The organism is Phenylobacterium sp. FG114 (assembly GCF_057809855.1).
This window is the reverse complement of sequence record NZ_JBMDKU010000014.1, coordinates 102622-119595: the sequence shown is the minus strand read 5'-3', so window position 1 is coordinate 119595 and position 16974 is coordinate 102622. Positions and strand designations below refer to the sequence as shown.

General features: G+C 69.9%; 16 protein-coding genes and 1 tRNA gene. 13 read left to right on the top strand and 4 right to left on the bottom strand.

Annotation, left to right across the window (positions count from 1 at the left end):
• Positions 1-10: 10 nt before the first annotated feature.
• Positions 11-655, bottom strand: a complete 645-nt coding sequence (locus ACODSY_RS21160) for a peptidoglycan DD-metalloendopeptidase family protein (protein WP_488953869.1) — start codon at positions 653-655, stop codon at positions 11-13.
• Between the two features lie 310 nt (positions 656-965).
• On the opposite strand from ACODSY_RS21160, the gene ACODSY_RS21155 reads away from it, so the two are divergent.
• Genes ACODSY_RS21155 through ACODSY_RS21140 form a run of 4 tightly spaced genes read left to right on the top strand, consistent with a single transcriptional unit; the run spans position 966 to position 4622 of the window.
• On the top strand, positions 966-1604 hold the full coding sequence (locus ACODSY_RS21155) for a TetR/AcrR family transcriptional regulator (protein ID WP_488953868.1): 639 nt from the start codon (positions 966-968) through the stop codon (positions 1602-1604).
• Positions 1601-2566, top strand: a complete 966-nt coding sequence (locus ACODSY_RS21150; protein WP_488953867.1) for an HlyD family secretion protein — start codon at positions 1601-1603, stop codon at positions 2564-2566. Before ACODSY_RS21155 ends, ACODSY_RS21150 begins: the two co-directional genes overlap by 4 nt.
• Positions 2563-3495, top strand: a complete 933-nt coding sequence (locus tag ACODSY_RS21145; protein ID WP_488953866.1) for an ABC transporter ATP-binding protein — start codon at positions 2563-2565, stop codon at positions 3493-3495. The genes ACODSY_RS21150 and ACODSY_RS21145 overlap by 4 nt, the downstream gene beginning before the upstream one ends.
• Positions 3492-4622, top strand: coding sequence for an ABC transporter permease (locus ACODSY_RS21140; RefSeq protein WP_488953865.1), 1131 nt, complete (start codon positions 3492-3494; stop codon positions 4620-4622). Before ACODSY_RS21145 ends, ACODSY_RS21140 begins: the two co-directional genes overlap by 4 nt.
• Here ACODSY_RS21140 and ACODSY_RS21135 read toward each other — a convergent pair.
• The gene (locus tag ACODSY_RS21135; protein ID WP_488953864.1) at positions 4619-5506 is read right to left on the bottom strand and encodes a DUF481 domain-containing protein; all 888 of its coding nucleotides are present in this window, start codon (positions 5504-5506) and stop codon (positions 4619-4621) included. The genes ACODSY_RS21140 and ACODSY_RS21135 overlap by 4 nt on opposite strands.
• A 145-nt stretch (positions 5507-5651) precedes the next feature.
• Here ACODSY_RS21135 and cdd point away from each other — a divergent pair, with 145 nt between their 5' ends.
• Positions 5652-6050, top strand: coding sequence for a cytidine deaminase (cdd, locus tag ACODSY_RS21130; protein ID WP_488953863.1), 399 nt, complete (start codon positions 5652-5654; stop codon positions 6048-6050).
• 31 nt (positions 6051-6081) lie between these two features.
• On the opposite strand, the gene ACODSY_RS21125 is transcribed toward cdd, so the two are convergent.
• Positions 6082-7908 (bottom strand): DUF885 domain-containing protein, encoded by a 1827-nt coding sequence (locus tag ACODSY_RS21125; RefSeq protein ID WP_488953862.1) that lies wholly within the window; start codon positions 7906-7908, stop codon positions 6082-6084.
• Between the two features lie 117 nt (positions 7909-8025).
• Between ACODSY_RS21125 and ACODSY_RS21120 the strand changes: the two genes are divergently transcribed.
• The 8 genes from ACODSY_RS21120 (at position 8026) to ACODSY_RS21085 (ending at position 15863) form a co-directional block, all read left to right on the top strand.
• Positions 8026-8766 carry a 5'-methylthioadenosine/adenosylhomocysteine nucleosidase gene (locus ACODSY_RS21120; RefSeq protein ID WP_488953861.1) on the top strand — a complete coding sequence of 247 codons (741 nt, stop codon included), beginning with the start codon at positions 8026-8028 and terminating at the stop codon, positions 8764-8766.
• Positions 8767-8814: 48 nt separating this feature from the next.
• Complete coding sequence (locus ACODSY_RS21115) at positions 8815-11355, top strand: helicase-related protein (protein WP_488953860.1); 2541 nt, start codon at positions 8815-8817, stop codon at positions 11353-11355.
• Positions 11352-11645, top strand: a complete 294-nt coding sequence (locus tag ACODSY_RS21110) for an RNA-binding S4 domain-containing protein (protein WP_488953859.1) — start codon at positions 11352-11354, stop codon at positions 11643-11645. Before ACODSY_RS21115 ends, ACODSY_RS21110 begins: the two co-directional genes overlap by 4 nt.
• A gap of 109 nt (positions 11646-11754) precedes the next feature.
• A complete protein-coding gene (fdxA, locus tag ACODSY_RS21105; protein ID WP_296454860.1) occupies positions 11755-12096 on the top strand; it encodes a ferredoxin FdxA in 342 nt (113 codons plus the stop codon).
• Positions 12097-12392: 296 nt separating this feature from the next.
• Positions 12393-12908 (top strand): CarD family transcriptional regulator, encoded by a 516-nt coding sequence (locus ACODSY_RS21100; protein ID WP_488953858.1) that lies wholly within the window; start codon positions 12393-12395, stop codon positions 12906-12908.
• Between the two features lie 164 nt (positions 12909-13072).
• Positions 13073-13149: transfer RNA gene (locus tag ACODSY_RS21095), tRNA-Arg, on the top strand.
• Between the two features lie 248 nt (positions 13150-13397).
• Complete coding sequence (locus ACODSY_RS21090) at positions 13398-14918, top strand: phospholipase D-like domain-containing protein (protein WP_488953857.1); 1521 nt, start codon at positions 13398-13400, stop codon at positions 14916-14918.
• Between the two features lie 78 nt (positions 14919-14996).
• A complete protein-coding gene (locus ACODSY_RS21085; protein WP_488953856.1) occupies positions 14997-15863 on the top strand; it encodes a DUF1206 domain-containing protein in 867 nt (288 codons plus the stop codon).
• A 122-nt stretch (positions 15864-15985) separates the two neighbouring features.
• On the opposite strand, the gene ACODSY_RS21080 is transcribed toward ACODSY_RS21085, so the two are convergent.
• A complete protein-coding gene (locus ACODSY_RS21080) occupies positions 15986-16876 on the bottom strand; it encodes a helix-turn-helix domain-containing protein (RefSeq protein ID WP_488953855.1) in 891 nt (296 codons plus the stop codon).
• Positions 16877-16974 lie beyond the last annotated feature (98 nt).

Here is a 16974-nt window from a genome sequence, read left to right as displayed (position 1 = left end):
CGCCCGGGACTCAGTCCGCGGCGGCCACGGTGACGGCGCCTGGCGCGGGGAAGGGCCGGTATTCCGCCGTGATCATGCGGGTAGCGTCGACACGGGCGCCGCGGCGATCGATCAGTTCAAGGTGAACGTGGTCGGTCATGCCGCCGGGATACTTGCGTTGCAGCGTGTGTGCCGTGCCGATCGGCCTGCCCATGGCGACGGTCTCGCCGACCTGCACCTTGGGTTCGACGTAGAAGACGCGCGCGGCATAGTTCAGCGCGGGGTTGGTGATCTCCACGAACTTGAGGTTCGCGTCGCCGGCGTAGGCGTAGCCTATCTTGGTGACATAGCCGGAGATGGGAGCGTCCACGTCCTGGCCGGGCCTAGCCGTGTAGTCGACCCCCTCGTGCCGTCGGCTGCCGCCATCGCGGCGGGCGCCGAACTCGCCGTCGCCATAGGCGTCGTGCGTGCGCGGCTCGCGGCCGGTCGGGTTGGTGAAGTCGGCCCGGCCGTCGCCGTCGAGGTCGGCGCCGTCCCAGACCAGTTTCATCACCGGAGCCGGCTCGACCGTGGGAGCCACTTTCTCGACTGCGCGTTCCATCGCCGTGGCGAGTTGAGCGCGATGCTCGGACTGGCTGAGCGGCGCCGCGGCGGCGGCCGTCGCACCAACAAGCACGACTATAGACGCCAACAACGCTGGTTTTTTTTCGACCGCTTCAAGCACACGCGCAGACACGCCCAACTTCATCCAGGACCCTTCACTCAACAAATGCACGCCGAGCTCGGACTAATGCCAAGCTTTGTGGCGGATTGACTGGGACGCCGCGTCTGCCGCGGCGATGCGATGGGTCCTGACCTCGGACCGGGGCAAAAACTAGGCGGACACCTCAATTTTAACCATGCGACCCGTCGTCACCTCGGCGTGTTGCGCGGCTTTGCCGCACATGTTATTAAATGACCGGTCAGTTATTTAAAGAGCTATCGCCATGGACGCCGGCGCGCCGAAGTTCCGTAGACGCAAGGCCGACCGGCCGGCGGAAATCGTGCAGGCGGCGCTGACCATCTTCGCCGAGAAGGGTTTTGCGGCCGCCAAGCTGGATGACATCGCGCGCGCGGCCGGCGTCTCGAAGGGCGCGATCTACCTCTACTTCGAGACCAAGGAGGACATCTTCCGCGCGGTGGTGGAGCAGGCCATCGCGCCCAACATCGGGATGATCAAGGGCATGGCGGCGGCCCATCCCGGTCCGCTCTCCGACCTCCTGCGGGGGGTGACGGCGCACGTCGCGATCGTGGTGGCCAACACGCCGCTGGGCGGCGTGTTGAAGATGGTGGTGGGCGAGGCGAGGAACTTCCCCGAGATCGCCAGGGTCTGGCACGACGAGCTGGTCTCCCAGGCCCTGGGGGCCATGTCGGCGGCGATCGCGGCCGCCCAGGCGCGGGGCGAGGTGAAGCCGGGCGACCCCCGCGCCTATGCCCTCCAGCTCATCGCCCCGCTGCTGGTGGGCGTGCTCTGGCGCGAGACCTTCGTCCCCATCGGCGCCGAACCCTTCGACCTGCCGGTCCTGATGAACCAGCACATCGACACCCTGCTCTGCGGCATGCTCACCGACGGAGCCCGCGCATGAACCGCCCGCCCCTCCTCGTGATCGGCCTGGTCGCCACCGCGGCCGTCATCGTCGGACTGGTCGTCTGGATCCCGCGCATGGGCGAGCCCAGGACGCTGTCGGGCTATATCGAGGGCGAGCCCCTGTACCTCGCCGCGCCCGTCGCCGGTACGGTGCGCAGCGTCAGCGTGGTGCGCGGCCAGGACGTGGCCGCCGGTCAGGCGCTGTTCGTCGTCGATCCGGCCCAGGTTCGCGCCCAGGCCGACCAGGCCTCGGCCGAGGCCGCCGCCGCCGAGGCCCAGGCCATCGACGCGCGCAAGGGCCAGCGGCCGACCGAACTGGCGGTCTTCGAAGCCAACATCGCCGCCGCCGAGGCCCGCGCCCGCGACGCCCGCGCCAACCTTCGCCGCATCCAGCCTCTGGTGCGCCAGGGCTGGTATGCGCCCGCCCGGCTGGACGACGCGAAGGCCGCCGCCGACGCCGCCGTCGCCCAGGTCCGCGCGGCCCGCAAGCAGCGCGACGCCGCCACCCTGGGCGCCCGCGAGGACCAGATCCGCGCCGCCGACGCCCGCGTGGCCCAGGCCCAGGCCGCGGTCACCGGCGCGGCCGCCCGCCTCGCGGAGGTGTCGCCGAAGGCCCCGGCCAAGGCTCGGGTCGAGGACGTCTTCTTCCACCCCGGCGAATGGGCCCCCGCCAACCAGCCCATCCTCAGCCTGCTGCCGGACGAGCGGATCAAGGTCCGGTTCTTCGTGCCGGAGAAGGAACTGTCCGCGTATCGGATGGGCCGCACGGTCCGCTTCGCCTGCGACGGCTGCGCCAAGGGACTTTCCGCCCGGATCGAGTTCATCAGCCCGCGCCCGGAGTTCACCCCGCCGGTGATCTACAGCCGCGAGGCTCGCGACCGGCTGGTCTACCTCGTCGAGGCCCGCCCCAGCAGCCGCCTCAATCCCGGCCAGCCGGTGGATGTGGAACCGCTGTCTTGACGGCGCCCGCCTCTCACCTCGCCATCGACGTCCGTGGCCTGAACAAGTCTTTCGGGACCAAGCATGTGGTCAACGACGTGACGATCCAGGTGGAGCAAGGCCGGATCTGCGGCTTCCTCGGCCCCAACGGCTCGGGCAAGACCACCACGCTGCGAATGTTGTGCGGCCTGCTGACGCCGGACAGCGGGTCGGGCGAGGCGCTGGGCTTCGACATCATCGCCCAGGCTGAGGAGGTGAAGCGCCGCACGGGTTACATGACCCAGAAGTTCTCGCTCTACGAGGACCTCACCATCGCCGAGAACCTGCAATTCACCGCCCGCGTCTACGGCCTGGACCGCCGCCGGGAACGGGTGGATCGCGCCTTGGAAAGGCTGGGCCTCACGAGCCGGCGGAGCCAGCTTGCCGGCACGCTGTCGGGCGGCTGGAAGCAGCGGCTGGCCCTGGCGACCGCCACCCTGCACGAGCCCCGCCTGCTGCTGCTGGACGAGCCCACCGCCGGCGTCGACCCCAAGGCGCGGCGCACCTTCTGGGACGAGATCCACGCCCTGGCCGCCGAAGGCCTCACGGTCCTGGTCTCCACCCACTACATGGACGAGGCCGAGCGGTGCCATGAGATCGCCTACATCAGCTACGGCCGGCTGATCGCACGCGGCACCGCCGCCGAGGTCATCGCCCGGTCGGGCCTGATCACCTTCCACGGCGAAGGAGCCAACGCGGACAAGCTGGCGCACGAACTGACGGGTAAGCCCGGCGTCGAGACCGCCGCGGCGTTCGGCGCAGCGATCCACGTCAGCGGGACCGACCGCGCGGCGCTGGAGGCCGCGATCCTGCCCTATCGCCGCGAGCCCTACCGCTGGACCGAGGTCCCCGCGACCCTGGAGGACGTCTTCATCCAGCTCATGGGCCAGAGTCAGGACAACGTCCAATGACCGGTCTGTCCTGGATCCGCGTGTTCGCCGTGCTGGTGAAGGAGTTCAAGCAGCTCACCCGCGACCGCATCACCTACGCCATGATGCTGGCGATCCCGGTCGTCCAGCTCACCCTCTTCGGCTACGCGATCAACACCGAGCCGCGCCACCTTCCCACCGCCGTCCTGATGCAGGAGGACAGCCGCTATGCGCGCTCGATCACGGCGGCGCTGAAGAACTCGCTCTACTTCGACTTCGTGGCCCAGGCCCGCAGCCCCGCCGAGCTGGACCGCCTGCTGCGCAACGGCGACGCCCAGTTCGCCGTCACCGTGCCCGGCGATTTCAGCCGCCGGGTGGCGCGCGGCGACAGGGCCCAGATCCTCGTGGAGGCCGACGCCACCGATCCTTCGGCCACCGGCGGGGCGGTCGCCGCCCTGGCGGCCCTGCCCAACCAAGCCCTGGCGCACGACCTGACCGGCGCGCTCGCGCCGCGCATGGGGAGCGCGCCGTTCGAGGTGGTCGTCCACCGCAAGTACAATCCCGAGGCCATCACGGCCTACAACATCGTGCCAGGCCTGCTGGGCATCATCCTGTCGCTGACCCTGGTGATGATGACGGCGCTCAGCGTCACCCGCGAGACCGAACGGGGGACGATGGAGACGCTGCTCTCCACGCCCCTTGAGCCGCTGGAGGTGATGATCGGCAAGCTCGCGCCCTACGTCATGGTCGGGCTGGTGCAGACGGCGATCATCCTGGTCATGGCGGCGGTCCTGTTCCAGGTGCCGATGGCCGGCGGCTGGCTGGGCCTCTCGGCAGGCATCACCCTCTTCATCACCGGCTCGCTGGCGCTGGGCTTCCTGATCTCCACGGTGGCCAGGTCACAGCTCCAGGCGATGCAGATGAGCTTCTTCTACATCCTGCCGTCGATCCTGCTGTCGGGCTTCATGTTCCCGTTCCGCGGGATGCCCGCCTGGGCCCAGTGGATCGGCGAGGTGATCCCGGTCACCCATTTCCTGCGTGTCGTGCGCGGCTCGCTGCTGAAATCGCAGGACCTGGGCGACCAGTGGCGCGAGCTCTCTGCCCTGACGGCGTTCGTGCTGGTGGTCACGGCGCTGGCCATGGCTCGCTACCGCCGCACCCTGGACTAGAAGCTGTAGACCAGGCTGGCCCGGGTGGTGGTGTCGGTGTGCTCCCGGTCCGACGGCGGCTCGGTCTCCACCCGGATGTCGAACGAGGCGCGGGCCGACAGGTCGCCCCGCAGCTTGGTGGTGAGCGCCGTGGTCGACGTCAGGGTCGAACTCATCGTGTCCAGGAACACCGTGGTGTTCTGGGTGAACACCAGGTCGGGGCGGACCGTCCACGCCAGGTCTCCGCCCAGGCGGCCGGCGAAGGCGATCTCGTCGCCTCGGTCATAGTAGCTGATCTGGCGAAGCGCCGGGCCCGCCTGGACGTCGAACCGCAGCCCGGGCCGGTCGATCAGGCGATAGCCGACGCCCACGCTTTCCGAAAATCGGCTCCGGTAGCCGGCGAACCGGTCGCGTTCGGCGGACAGCGACGGGGCGACGAAGGCGCGTCCGTTCAGCTTCCACTGGCCCGCGTAGCTCGCGAAATAGCGTTCCTTCGAAACCTGGCCGTCCGAGCGCTGATAGTCGCCGGCCATCCGCACCTCGTGGCGCCAGCGCAGGGTCTCCTTGGCGAACTTGAGGCCAACCGAGACGCCCACGTCGTCGCTGTTGCCGGTGCTGATGAAGCCGCCGGCCTGGCCCTCGCCCTTCCAGCCATCGCGAAAACGCAGGGACGTGATGCGGGCGATCCTCTCCTCCTCGGCGCGCGAGGTCAGTGCGGCCACCTGGGCGTCGATCTCGGCCAGCGACTCCGGGTGCGTTCGTCGCGCGACCTCGGCCACCGTGGCCAGCGCACCCGGCGTCTCAGCGGCCGCCTCGATCATCCGGGCCACCTCCGCGGGCAGCGGCGCGGCCATGGCGAGGCCGGGCGCGAATGCGCACAGGGCGGTGATCAGCAGGGTGCGCATGCCGGCCTCCGATTCGGGCGAGGGTGGGAAGGTTATCCAATCGCGGTGGAAGACGGCGGCCTTTGGGCGCTGCGGCATGGACGACCCCGATCCCTCGCCCTAGACTTCATCGTCCCTTCCGCCTTCCGGGACCTTTCCTCCGCACATGACCGCCTCCGCGCCCCCGGCCGTCGCCTCCGAACTTCGCCGCCTGCTCGCGCACAGCCATGCGCCCTATTCCGGCGTGCATGTCGCCGCCGCGGTCGAGTGCGCGAATGGCCAGATCCACTACGGCGTGAACGTCGAGAACGCCGCCTATCCGCAAGGCGTCTGCGCGGAGGCCAGCGCGATCTCGTCGGCGATCACGGCGGGGCAGAAGCGCCTGACGCGCGTCTGGGTCGCCTCGTCCCTGCCCGGCCTGATCTGGCCCTGCGGAGGCTGCCGCCAGAAGATCTGGGAGTTCTCGGAGCCGGGCTGCGAGGTGGTCAGCGTGGCAGAGGACGGGTCCACCGAGAGCCACGCCATCGAGGCGCTCCTACCCCTCGGCTTCCGCCTGGAGAGGTAGGGCGCGCTCGACAGCGGGCCGCTGGCCGCGCCTAGGCGGCCTTGGTCTTGGTCACGTAGCGGTCGATCACGCCCTCCAGCACCGCCAGCGGGCAGCCGCCGGTGGTGACCACCGCATCGTCGTAGTCGCGCAGGTCGAAGCGGTCGCCCAGCGCCGCCTTGGCCTTGGCCCTCAGCCGGACGATCTCGTTGTGCCCGGTCTTGTAGGCGCAGGCCTGGCCGGGGCTCGCGCAATAGCGGTCGACCTCGCTGGTGATCGCCGCGGCCGAGCGGCCGGTGGCCGCCACCATCCAATCGATGGCGTGCTCGCGGGTCCAGCGCTTGTCGTGCAGGCCGGTGTCGACCACCAGGCGGGCCGCCCGGAAGCGCAGCGCCTGCAGGTAGCCCAGGCGCCCCATCGGATCGTCGGCGTACAGGCCCGCCTCGTCGGCGAGCTGCTCGGCATACAGCGCCCAGCCTTCGGTGAAGGCGCCGAAGTTCATCAGCGAGGCGATGGTGTGGATGTCGCCGGGCCGCTCGGCGAGGTAGGCGCCCTGCCACGCGTGGCCGGGCAGCGCCTCGTGCATCGACAGGCTGGCCAGGGTGTATTTCGGCCAGTTCGCCATGTCGCGCAGGTTCACGTAGTAGATCGCCGGCCGTGAGCCATCGAGCGCGGCGAAGTTCATGTAGCCCAGGCCGGCGCCGGCCTCGATCTCCTTGGGCACGGCCCGCACTTCAACCGGCGCCTTCAGGTCCAGCTTCGAGATCTTGGGCAGTAGCGGGCGGATCGCCGCGATACGGCCCTCGATGTAGGCGATGGCGTCCCGCCGGCCCTGCTCGGTGTTCGGGTACAGGAACTTCGGGTCCTTGGTCAGCGCGCCCATGCGCTCGCCCACCGTCCCCTGGGTGTAGCCCTGCGCCTTCAGGATGCCGTCCATCATGGCGTCGATCTCGGCGCCCTGGTCCAGGCCGGTCTTGTGGATCTCGGCCGGGGTGCGGTCGGTCGTCGTGTTGTACTTCAGGCCCCAGCGGTAGTAGTCGCCGCCATCGCGGAACTTCCAGACCCCGGCGTCATGCGTCGCCCGCGGCTGCTGCGCCTTCAGCACGGCGATCTGGCGGTCCAGGGCGGGAAACACCTTCTGGGCGACGATGGCGGTGGCGCGCGCCTGCCAGTCGCCGTCGATGCCCTTGGCCTTGGTCCGGTCCGCCAGCGAGCCCACCAGCCGGGTGGCGCCGGGGTCCATCCCCCGCAGTTCCGCGCCTTGCGCCAACGCGGTGGCCAGAAGGAAGTCTGGCAGGACCACGCCCTTGCCCGCCGCGTCCTTGATCCGGTCGCTCTCCTGGTCCAGCGCGGTTCCGTACTGCTCCAGGCGCGCGATGTAGGCCTCCGCGTCGTCCTTGGTCTCGATCAGGTGCTGCGCGTTCAGAAACTCGCCGGTGTTCGCGACCGTGCCGTCCTGCTGGCTGACCACATAGGGGTTCGCATAGTCCTTGCCGTAGCTGAACTTGCCGCCCTCGGCCCCCACGTCCTGCGCGTAGAGCACGCTGTCATAGGTGGTCAGGTCGCGGCCCGAGAGGCTGGTCCGGGGAATGGCGCGCAGCCGCTTGGCGCGGTCGGCATAGCCGGCGACCTGGCGCGTCCGGCCGGCGGAGGAGATGTCGTCCAGGCGGCGCCTCAGGCCGGCGCGCGGCCCCTTGTCCTTGCCGATGCTGCTGGCGGTCTGGGGCGAGTCCGCCAGGATCTCCTCGACGAAGGCGTCCAGGAGCTTGGCGAGGCGCGGGTCGCTGACGCCCTGTCCTTCGAGCGCGATGGCGGAGAGCGGCGAGGCGGCGAGCCCGAGGGCGGCGCCTCCGAGGAGCACGTGACGGCGGGTGGTCATGAGTCTGGGATTCCCGGAGGATTGAATTGCCGCGACCCTAGCGGGCGGGCGGCGGCGTGCAATTCCCAAGCTGCGAACGGTGTTTGCCTTGACGGCGCCGCCCGCTAGGTTCGGGCCGTGACGACCGTTGGCATTCTCTGCGCGACACCCGAGGAACTGGCCGCCGTCCGCAGCCGCCTCCACCTCCCCTTCGAACCCGAAACCCGGGGCCCGACCCGGGTCTGGACCGGCGAGCACGACGGCTCCGGCATCGCATTGGCGCTTTGCGGCATCGGCAAGGTCAACGCCGCCGCGGCCGCCACCCTCTTGCTCAGCGCCTATGGCGCGCAGGCGCTGGTCTTCTCGGGCGTGGCCGGCGGCCTGCATCCCGAGCTTGAGGTCGGCACGGTGCTGCTGGCCGACCGGCTGGCGATCCACGACTATGGCTATGTGGCGGACGGGCGGTTCGTCCCCACGCCCTCGGGCGTCATCCCGATTGGCGCGCCGACCCTGACCGCGGCCGCGCCGGTCAGCCAGGCCGTCGCGGAACACCTCGACCGGCTGGCGCTTTCGGCGCGGTCCAGGCTCTCGCACCCGGTGCTGCGCGGCGCCGTGGTGACCGCCGACTACTTCCTGAATTGCGCCGCCACGCGCGAACAGCTTCGCGCCGCATTCGGCGCCGACGCCATCGACATGGAATCCGGCGCGGTCGCCCAGGTGGCCCAGGCCTGGGGCGTTCCCCTGTACGTCATCCGCACCCTGTCGGACCTCGCCGGCGAGGACAGCCACGTCACCTACCCCGAGATGGTCGAAATGGCGGCGGAGAATTCGGCGGTATGCGTGCCGGAACTCCTGGCGATCCTGAACGCTCGGACATGACGATAAGCCGCGCTTGCCCGACTCTCGCGGCCACCCCACGTTGAGACCATGAGCGATCGCCCTTCGGGCGCGGCGCCGTCCAGATTGGTGGCGGTGCTGGGGCCCACGAACACCGGCAAGACCCACCTCGCGGTGGAGCGCATGCTGGGGCACGCGTCCGGCATGATCGGGCTGCCGCTCCGTTTGCTGGCCCGCGAGATCTACGATCGCATCGTCAAGGCGCGTGGCCCGCGCTGCGTGGCGCTGATCACCGGCGAGGAGAAGATCGTCCCGCCCCGCCCGCAGTATTACGTCTGCACCGTCGAGGCGATGCCGCTCAGCGTCGAGGTGGAATTCCTGGCGGTCGACGAGATCCAACTCTGCGCCGACCCCGAGCGCGGCCACGTCTTCACCCACCGCCTGCTGCACGCCCGCGGCAAGTCCGAAACCATGCTGCTGGGCGCCGGGACCATGGCGCCGCTGGTGCGGCGCCTCCTGCCACACGCCGAGATCCAGACGCGCGACCGGTTCTCCACCCTCACCTATTCCGGCCCCAAGAAGCTGACCCGCCTGCCCCGACGCTCGGCCGTGGTCGCGTTCAGCGCCGAGAATGTCTACGCTATCGCCGAGCTGATCCGCCGCCAGCGCGGCGGCGCGGCCGTGGTCATGGGCTCGCTCAGCCCCCGCACCCGCAACGCCCAGGTGGCGCTCTATCAGTCCGGAGAAGTGGATTTCCTGGTCGCCACCGACGCCATCGGGATGGGCCTCAACATGGATGTCGACCACGTGGCCTTCGCGGGCCTGCGCAAGTTCGACGGGCGGCGGACCCGGTATCTGCACCCGCAGGAGATCGGCCAGATCGCCGGGCGCGCGGGGCGCTACCAGACCAACGGCACCTTCGGGGTCACCGGCGAGGCCGACGACATGGACCCCGACCTGGTCGAGGCCGTCGAGCAGCATGCTTTCGAACCCATCGCCGGGGCGGAATGGCGGAACCACAGGCTGGATTTCGGCTCGCTCTCCGCCCTGCAGAAGAGCCTGGCCGCCCTGCCCGATCGCCAGGGTCTGAAGCTTGCCGCCGAGGCGCTGGACGAGACCACGCTCAAATCCCTCGCCGAGGATGAGGTCGTCCAGACGCGCACGCGCGACAGAACCAACCTGATGCGGCTCTGGGACGTCTGCCAGACGCCCGACTTCCGCAAGGTGGCGAGGGACGAGCACACCGGCCTGGTGAAGGCCTTCTTCCTCCAGCTCACCGAGCGCCGCCGCCGGATCGGCGACGAGTGGATCGCGCGGCAGTACGAACAGCTCAATCTCACCGACGGGGAGATCGACACCCTGGCCGCCCGCCTCGCCAGCGTGCGGACGCTCGCCTATGTCGCGAACCGCCCCGACTGGCTGGTCGACCCGGCCGAGTGGCAGGGCAAGACCCGCGCCCTGGAGGACCGGCTCTCCGACACCCTGCACGAAAAGCTGATGGCCCGGTTCGTCGACCGGCGGACCAGCGCGCTGATGCGGGGTTTGCGGGTCCGCGAGGAGATGCTGGCCGGGGTCGCGGCGGACGGCAGCGTCACCGTGGAGGGCCACTACGTTGGCAAGCTGTCCGGCGTTGCGTTCGAGCCCGCCCAAGGCGGAACCGTGCTCGAGGAGAAGGCGCTCCGCGCGGCGGCCCAGCACGCCGTCGGGCCGGAAATCGGCCGCCGACTGGGCCAGCTGGCCGCGGCGCCCGACGACGCCTTCGCGCTCAATCCGGACGGTTCGGTGCTGTGGGAGGGCGCCGTCGTCGGCGTGGTGACGGGCGGCCAGCCCTTCGCGCCGCAGGTCCGCCTGCTGGGCGAACTGGGCCACGACGCCGCGCGGCAGCGGGCGGCGCGCCGGCTGGAGGCCTTCGTGTCCGCCGAGGCAGGCCGGCGGCTGAGCGCCCTGCGCAGGCTCGAAACCGCGGTGGCAGACGGAAAGATCCGGGGCCTGGCCCGTGGCCTGGCCTATCGGCTGATCGAGGCCGGCGGCGTGCTCGACCGCGCGGACGTCGCCGCCGACACCCGCGCCCTCAGTCAGGTCGAGCGCCGGATGCTGCGCAGCCTGGGGGTCCGCATCGGCGCCTTTTCGCTCTACCTGCCGGCCCTGCTGAGACCCGACGCCCAGGCGCTGGCCCAGGCGATCGGCCGGCGCGAGGCGGCGGGCTGGACGCCGGCGCCCGGAGTCGGCCGGCTGCCCGATCCGACACCCACCGCGCGCACGCTGGCCGCCCATGGTCTGCGCGCCGTCCGCGGCCTCGCGGTTCCCGTCGAACAGCTGGAAAGGCTGGACGAGCTGCTGCGGTCCGCGCCGATCCAGAATGGCGGCGTGATCCTGTCGGACCAGGCTCGCGAGGAGCTGGGTTGGAGCCCGCAGGATGGCCAGACCATCCTGCGCGGCCTGGGCTTCGCCCCCGTAAACCGGCCGAAGGCGGGTGAGCGCCTGGCCTGGCGGCGGCGCGCCGAGCGCAAGGCCTCGCCCGAGGCCCGCCCCGCGCCCCACTCGCCCTTCGCCGCGCTCGCCGCGCTCAAGGACCGCCCGCCGCCGGCACGCCGGCCACGCCGCCGCCGAAAGAAGGCCGCCCAGGCGTGAGCGAACCCGATGCCTGCCGCGCCGACGTCTGGCTCTGGCGCGCCCGCTTCTTCAAGACCCGCTCGATGGCGGCCAAGTTCGTCGAGGAGGGCCGCGTACGCCTGACCCGCGCTGGCCAGGACGAGCACCGGCTGGACAAGCCCGCCCGCCCCATCAAGGTCGGGGACCAACTCGTCTTCGCCCTGGGCGGCCGCCTCATCGCCATCGTCGTGGACGCCATGGGCGATCGCCGGGGACCCGCGACCGAGGCGCGAACCCTCTATTCGGCGATCGACAGAGGTCCAGCCTGAGCCGGCTTCCAGAATTCCTGGGGGCCGTTCGCATTGACAAGTGGGGGCTGCGCCGTGAAAAACCCGCGCCCCGAACTCGGGAACGCTGCCGGAGTATCAAGCGCGCGCCATGACCTACATCGTGATGGATCCCTGCATCAAATGTAAGTTCATGGACTGCGTGGAGGTGTGCCCGGTCGACTGCTTCTACGAAGGCGAGAACTTCCTGGCCATCAATCCGGACGAGTGCATCGACTGCGGCGTCTGTGAACCCGAGTGTCCGGTCGACGCGATCAAGCCCGACACCGAAGACGACGCCGACGGGAAATGGCTGCGGATCAACTCCGAATACTCGAAGGTGTGGCCAAACATCACGGTCAAGGGTGAGCCGCCAGCCGACAAGGAAGCTTTCGAGCGCGAAACCGGTAAGTTCGAGAAATACTTTTCCGAGAAGCCTGGCCGCGGGTCCTAGGGCGCACCTTCGTCCCTTCCGCGCGCGCGGGGCGCAACCCTTTCATTCGGCTCATTTTTGTGTTAATGTCGCAAACGACAAGACACGAAGGCTTCGCCCGCGTCTGTCTGTAGCAAGAACAGCCGGCTGACGCGCCCCGCGTCGGCACGGGCGAAGGGTGTCTAAGAGGTCTAGCTTCCGAACACAGAGATAGCGCCGCCGCGGAACGTTCTCGCGGACAGGGTGGCTATTTCGCTTTTTCGGGAGCGCGTGACGAGAGCGCCGCGGCGACGCGGACGGATAGAAAGGTATCTCGGATGAGCAAGAGCGGTACGGAGTTCCAGGTCGGCGATCACGTCGTCTATCCGGCCCACGGCGTGGGCCAGGTGCAAGGGATCGAGACCCAGGAAGTCGCCGGTCTGAAGCTTGAGGTCTACGTCATCACCTTCGACCACGAGAAGATGACGCTGCGCGTTCCGACCGCCAAGGCCAAGACCGCCGGCCTGCGTCCGCTCGCCGAAACCGGCGTGGTGTCCAAGGCGCTCACCACCCTCAAGGGCCGCGCCCGCGTGAAGCGCACCATGTGGTCGCGCCGCGCCCAGGAATACGAAGCCAAGATCAACTCGGGCGACCTGATCTCGATCGCCGAGGTGGTGCGCGACCTGCACCGCGCCGAGAACCAGCCCGAGCAGTCCTATTCCGAGCGCCAGCTGTACGAGAGCGCCCTGGACCGCATGGCCCGCGAGGTCGCCGCCATCGAGCGCATCGACCGCGACGCGGCCATCGCCATGCTCAACAAGTCGCTGGTGAAGACGGCGGCCGTCGCGGCCTGATCGTCCACATAGCTTCGACTTCGAGACGCCCGGCCTCACCGCCGGGCGTTTTCGTTCGGGGCCAGCGCGACGGCGGATCCCGCCACCGCCGCGCCGACCGCCCGCCTCGGGTCCGACGCGGATGGTTGCCCCGCCGGGCGGCCCGTGGCACGAACCGCGCGCGTGGCCCGGTAGCTCAGCAGGATAGAGCAGAGCTTTCCTAAAGCTAAGGTCGGGGGTTCGAATCCCTCCCGGGCCGCCAGCCTTCGTCGGGCCAACTTAGGCGGGGCCCTTTTCCAGCTGGGCTGGGTGGCGAGCCGTCGGCGCCCGGAGCAGATCATCGCCAACGCGAACCCCCTTCGATCGCGAGGACCGTGGAACCGAAGCCGTGGACGCGGGCTTACGGCAACCGGGGCCATGGGCCGCACCCGGCGCGAGCCGCAGCGGTCTTTGCTCAGACAGTTCAACGGCCGGGCGGCGCCGCCAATCCGGTCCTACGCGGGCGGTTGCATGCTGCTGAAGGAAGACACGACGTGCTGGCGGGCGGGCGTCGCATCGCGCGCGGCGATTATCGTGGACGTCGCCGACTATTTCGCGGCGGTGAAGGCCGCGATCGGCAAGGCCAAGCGGTCGGTCCACATCCTCGGCTGGGCCTTCAATCCCAAGACGATCTTGGACACTACCCCGGAGTCCAGCGACCCGGCGGACTGTGGGATCGCGGCCTTCCTGCGGGAGGTGGCGGACGAGCGGCCCGATGTCGACGTTAGAGTCCTCTGTTGGAAGGCCGCCGTCCCCGTGGCGATCACCCAGGGCTTCTACCCACAGCGCGCGGGCAAGTGCTTCGAGGGATCACGCGTGAGGTTTGCGCTCGACGGGCGCCTGCCCACCGGGGCGAGCCACCATCAGAAGGTCGTGGTGGTGGACGACAAGGTCGCGTTCGCCGGAGGCTGTGACTTCGGTCCCGACCGCTGGGACACCTGCGATCACGAGGACGAAAATCCGCGTCGCGCGGCCATCCCGGGCGAGCATCCCTGCTTTGACGCGCGCCATGAGGTGATGAGCTTGGTGGACGGCGCCCCGGCGCAGGCGCTGGGCGAACTCTTCCGCGACCGCTGGCTGCGCGCCACCGGCGAGGAGCTGGCGCCGCCTCGTCCGGCGCGAGGCGACCCGTGGCCTACTGAGGTCGTTCCGCACTTCGAAGATGTTCGCGTGGGGCTGTCACGCTCGCGAGCCCGTTGGCGAAACCATCCCAAGCATCGTGAGGTCGAGTCCCTCTACCTGGCTTCGATCGCTGCGGCCCGCACCTGCATCTATCTCGAGAACCAGTACTTCACCTCGCCGATGATCGCGGAGGCCCTGGCGAAGCGCCTGAGTGAGCCTGCGGGGCCCGAGGTCATCCTGGTCTCCACCGAGCATTCCCCGAGCTACTTCGATCAGATGACGATGGACCGGACACGTTCGCTGTTCATCAAGCGGCTCAAGGACGCCGACAAATTCAATCGCTTCCGGATCTACAGTCCGGTGACCGCGATGGGCCGCACGATCATCGTGCACGCGAAGATCGCGATCATCGACGACGTGCTGATCCGGGTGGGATCAGCCAACCTGAACAACCGCTCCATGGGCTTCGACACCGAATGCGACGTGTCGGTCGAACCCGCGGGCGACACCCGTACGGCGTCGCGCGCCGCCATCCGCGCGATCCGCACCCGCCTGATCGCCCACTGGCTCGCGTGCGAGGAGGAGGTGCTGGAACGCGCAATCCGCGCCTCGGGCGGGATCGGAGCGGGGATCGAAGCCCTGCGCGGTCGCGGCCACTGCCGGCTTCGCCCCATCGAACACACGCCGCTGAAGCCGTTGGCGGCCTTTGTGGCCACCTTCCACATCGGCGATCCGGTCGGCGCCAGGGACGCGTGGCAGCCGTGGCTGCGTCGGGCCGCGGCCAAGCATGAGTTGGCCAAGGTCGCGACTGACCTGCGGTCCGAAGGTCTCCCCGCATCGCCCGCCCGTCTCAGCCCGAAGACGGTCTGAGGTGTCGCAGCCCCGCACGCGCGGGTCTCCCCCGGTCGGCGCAGGCCGATCCCCGGCGCGCGGCCGAGGGCGACCCGGATGACCGCGGGCGGAACCCGGCGTCTCGCGCGCAAGATACTCCCGGCGGAGAAACGCACGCGGCGTTGGACCAAGCCGCTCGCGCGAGGCATCGATGCGATCGCGCGCTTCGGCTACATCGCGCGAGGCGCCGTCTACATCAGCGTGGGCGGCCTCAGCTTGCTGGCCGCCTGGGCTCCGGCCCAACGCGCGGAAAGCCCGATCGGCGCGTTGCAGACCTGGGCCCACGGGCCTATGGGCGCCCTTCTGCTGTGCGCGATCGCCGTGGGGCTGCTGGCGATGGCGAGCTGGCGTTTCCTGCAGGCCGCTCTGGATGCGGACCGGGTCGGAGACGCGACCGACGCCCTGATGCGGCGGGCGGGAAAGGCGGGTGAGGGCGTCGTCGACGTCGGGATGGCGCTTTCGATCCTGCACGTCGTGATCGCCCTCGGGGCGCGGGAGGACGTGGACGACCAGGCGCGCGCGCAGGTGTTGGCCCAGCAGGTGCTCGCCTTACCGGGCGGGGGCCTGGTGCTCGTCGCGGTAGGCGCCGGCGTTGCGGCGAGCGGCGTGTCGAACATGTGGCGAGCCGCGACAGGCCGCTTCACGCAAGACCTGGACTGCGATGGCCGACATGCGTTCCTGGCTGGGCTCGTGGGGCGGCTCGGCCTGTTCTCGCGCGGCTTCGCCCTGGTCGCAGTCGGGGCGCTCACGGCACTGGCGGGCTTGCAGGCCAGGGCGGAGTACGCGCGCGGCTTCGGGGGTGCGCTGGAGGCGCTGAAAGGCCAGCCCGTCGGTCCCGCCCTGCTGGCGGCGCTGGGGATCGGCTTTCTGGCATACGGCCTCTTCAGCTTCGCGAAGGCGTTTCTGCGTCGCATCGGGCGCTGAGCGCCACGGCGCCAAAGCAGTTCGACGGTCGTGCGGCGAGGACACCGACCCCACGACGTCTGGACCCCGCCGTTCACTTGTCCTGAAGAAATAGCCTTGGCTGGCAAACGGCAATCCGGAGCCTAGGCGCCGCTGGCGCTTCGGAAGGCGCGGGGCGAGCGGCCCACTGTTCGGGCGAAAAAGCGGGAGAAATAGGCCGGGTCCTCGAAGCCCAGGTCATAGGCCACCTCGGCGACGGTTTTGTTCGAATAGAGCAGCGCTCGCTTCGCCTCCAGCGTCACCCGATCCTGGATCATCTGCAGCGGGGGCGCGCCCGCCACGGACAGGCATGCGGCGCGCAGGCGCTTGGGCGGGACGGTGAGCGCGGCGGCATAGGCCTCGACCCCGTCGCCCGAGCGATAGCGGCCCTCGATCAGCTCACGGAACCGCGCCACCAGGGCCGCATGCGCGCCGTTCGCCTGGCCCTGCGCATCGTCCGCCTCGTGGTGCGCCAGCCGCAGCACCTCGACCAGGAGGGTCATCAGCAGCGCCTCGACGGCGGCGGCGTGGCCGATGGCGGTCCAGGCCAGCTCACGCGACAGCCGGGCCAGCAGGCCGGCGAACAGCTCGCTGTCGGCGGCGCCCAGCGCGGCGGCCTCGGCGAACACCCGCTCGAACCCGGCCTCGCGTCGGAACAGCTCCTGAAGATAGGTCTCGGAGATCGTCAACACCGAGCCCGACGTCTCGGTCTCGTAGGCGAAGCCGTGGACGACCCGCGAGGGCAGCAGCAACAGACAGGGCGCCCGGAACGGGATCAGCCGGGCGTCGGCCCGCATCTCGCCCCCGCCCCGCTCGATGTGGAAGACATGGCAGAGGTTGGCGTGGGTGTGGGGCCGAATGTTCCAGTTCGCCGGCCGCGTCCGGTTGTCGATCGGCTCGACGTGGAGAAACCGGTCGCCCACGGCGCGCGGCGGTTCACCGTAGAGGAAGAAGCGAGGAATCTCGTCCAGGGCCACGGCGTCCCCTTCCCTCATCCCGTCGGCGATGCGCCGCCACGTGGGGACGAAAAATCCAAGTATTGAACCGAACGGTCCATCGTCAACCGCTGCGCCGGGCCTATGCTCCAAGCCAG

Bases quoted from the DNA above. Each gene is read 5' to 3' on its own strand.
- ACODSY_RS21155 (WP_488953868.1), top strand. From the start codon at position 966: ATGGACGCCGGCGCGCCGAAGTTCCGTAGACGCAAGGCCGACCGGCCG.
- ACODSY_RS21150 (WP_488953867.1), top strand. From the start codon at position 1,601: ATGAACCGCCCGCCCCTCCTCGTGATCGGCCTGGTCGCCACCGCGGCC.
- ACODSY_RS21140 (WP_488953865.1), top strand. From the start codon at position 3,492: ATGACCGGTCTGTCCTGGATCCGCGTGTTCGCCGTGCTGGTGAAGGAG.
- ACODSY_RS21135 (WP_488953864.1), bottom strand. From the start codon at position 5,506: ATGCGCACCCTGCTGATCACCGCCCTGTGCGCATTCGCGCCCGGCCTC.
- cdd (WP_488953863.1), top strand. From the start codon at position 5,652: ATGACCGCCTCCGCGCCCCCGGCCGTCGCCTCCGAACTTCGCCGCCTG.
- ACODSY_RS21125 (WP_488953862.1), bottom strand. From the start codon at position 7,908: ATGACCACCCGCCGTCACGTGCTCCTCGGAGGCGCCGCCCTCGGGCTC.
- ACODSY_RS21115 (WP_488953860.1), top strand. From the start codon at position 8,815: ATGAGCGATCGCCCTTCGGGCGCGGCGCCGTCCAGATTGGTGGCGGTG.
- fdxA (WP_296454860.1), top strand. From the start codon at position 11,755: ATGACCTACATCGTGATGGATCCCTGCATCAAATGTAAGTTCATGGAC.
- ACODSY_RS21100 (WP_488953858.1), top strand. From the start codon at position 12,393: ATGAGCAAGAGCGGTACGGAGTTCCAGGTCGGCGATCACGTCGTCTAT.
- ACODSY_RS21090 (WP_488953857.1), top strand. From the start codon at position 13,398: ATGCTGCTGAAGGAAGACACGACGTGCTGGCGGGCGGGCGTCGCATCG.
- ACODSY_RS21085 (WP_488953856.1), top strand. From the start codon at position 14,997: ATGACCGCGGGCGGAACCCGGCGTCTCGCGCGCAAGATACTCCCGGCG.
- ACODSY_RS21080 (WP_488953855.1), bottom strand. From the start codon at position 16,876: ATGAGGGAAGGGGACGCCGTGGCCCTGGACGAGATTCCTCGCTTCTTC.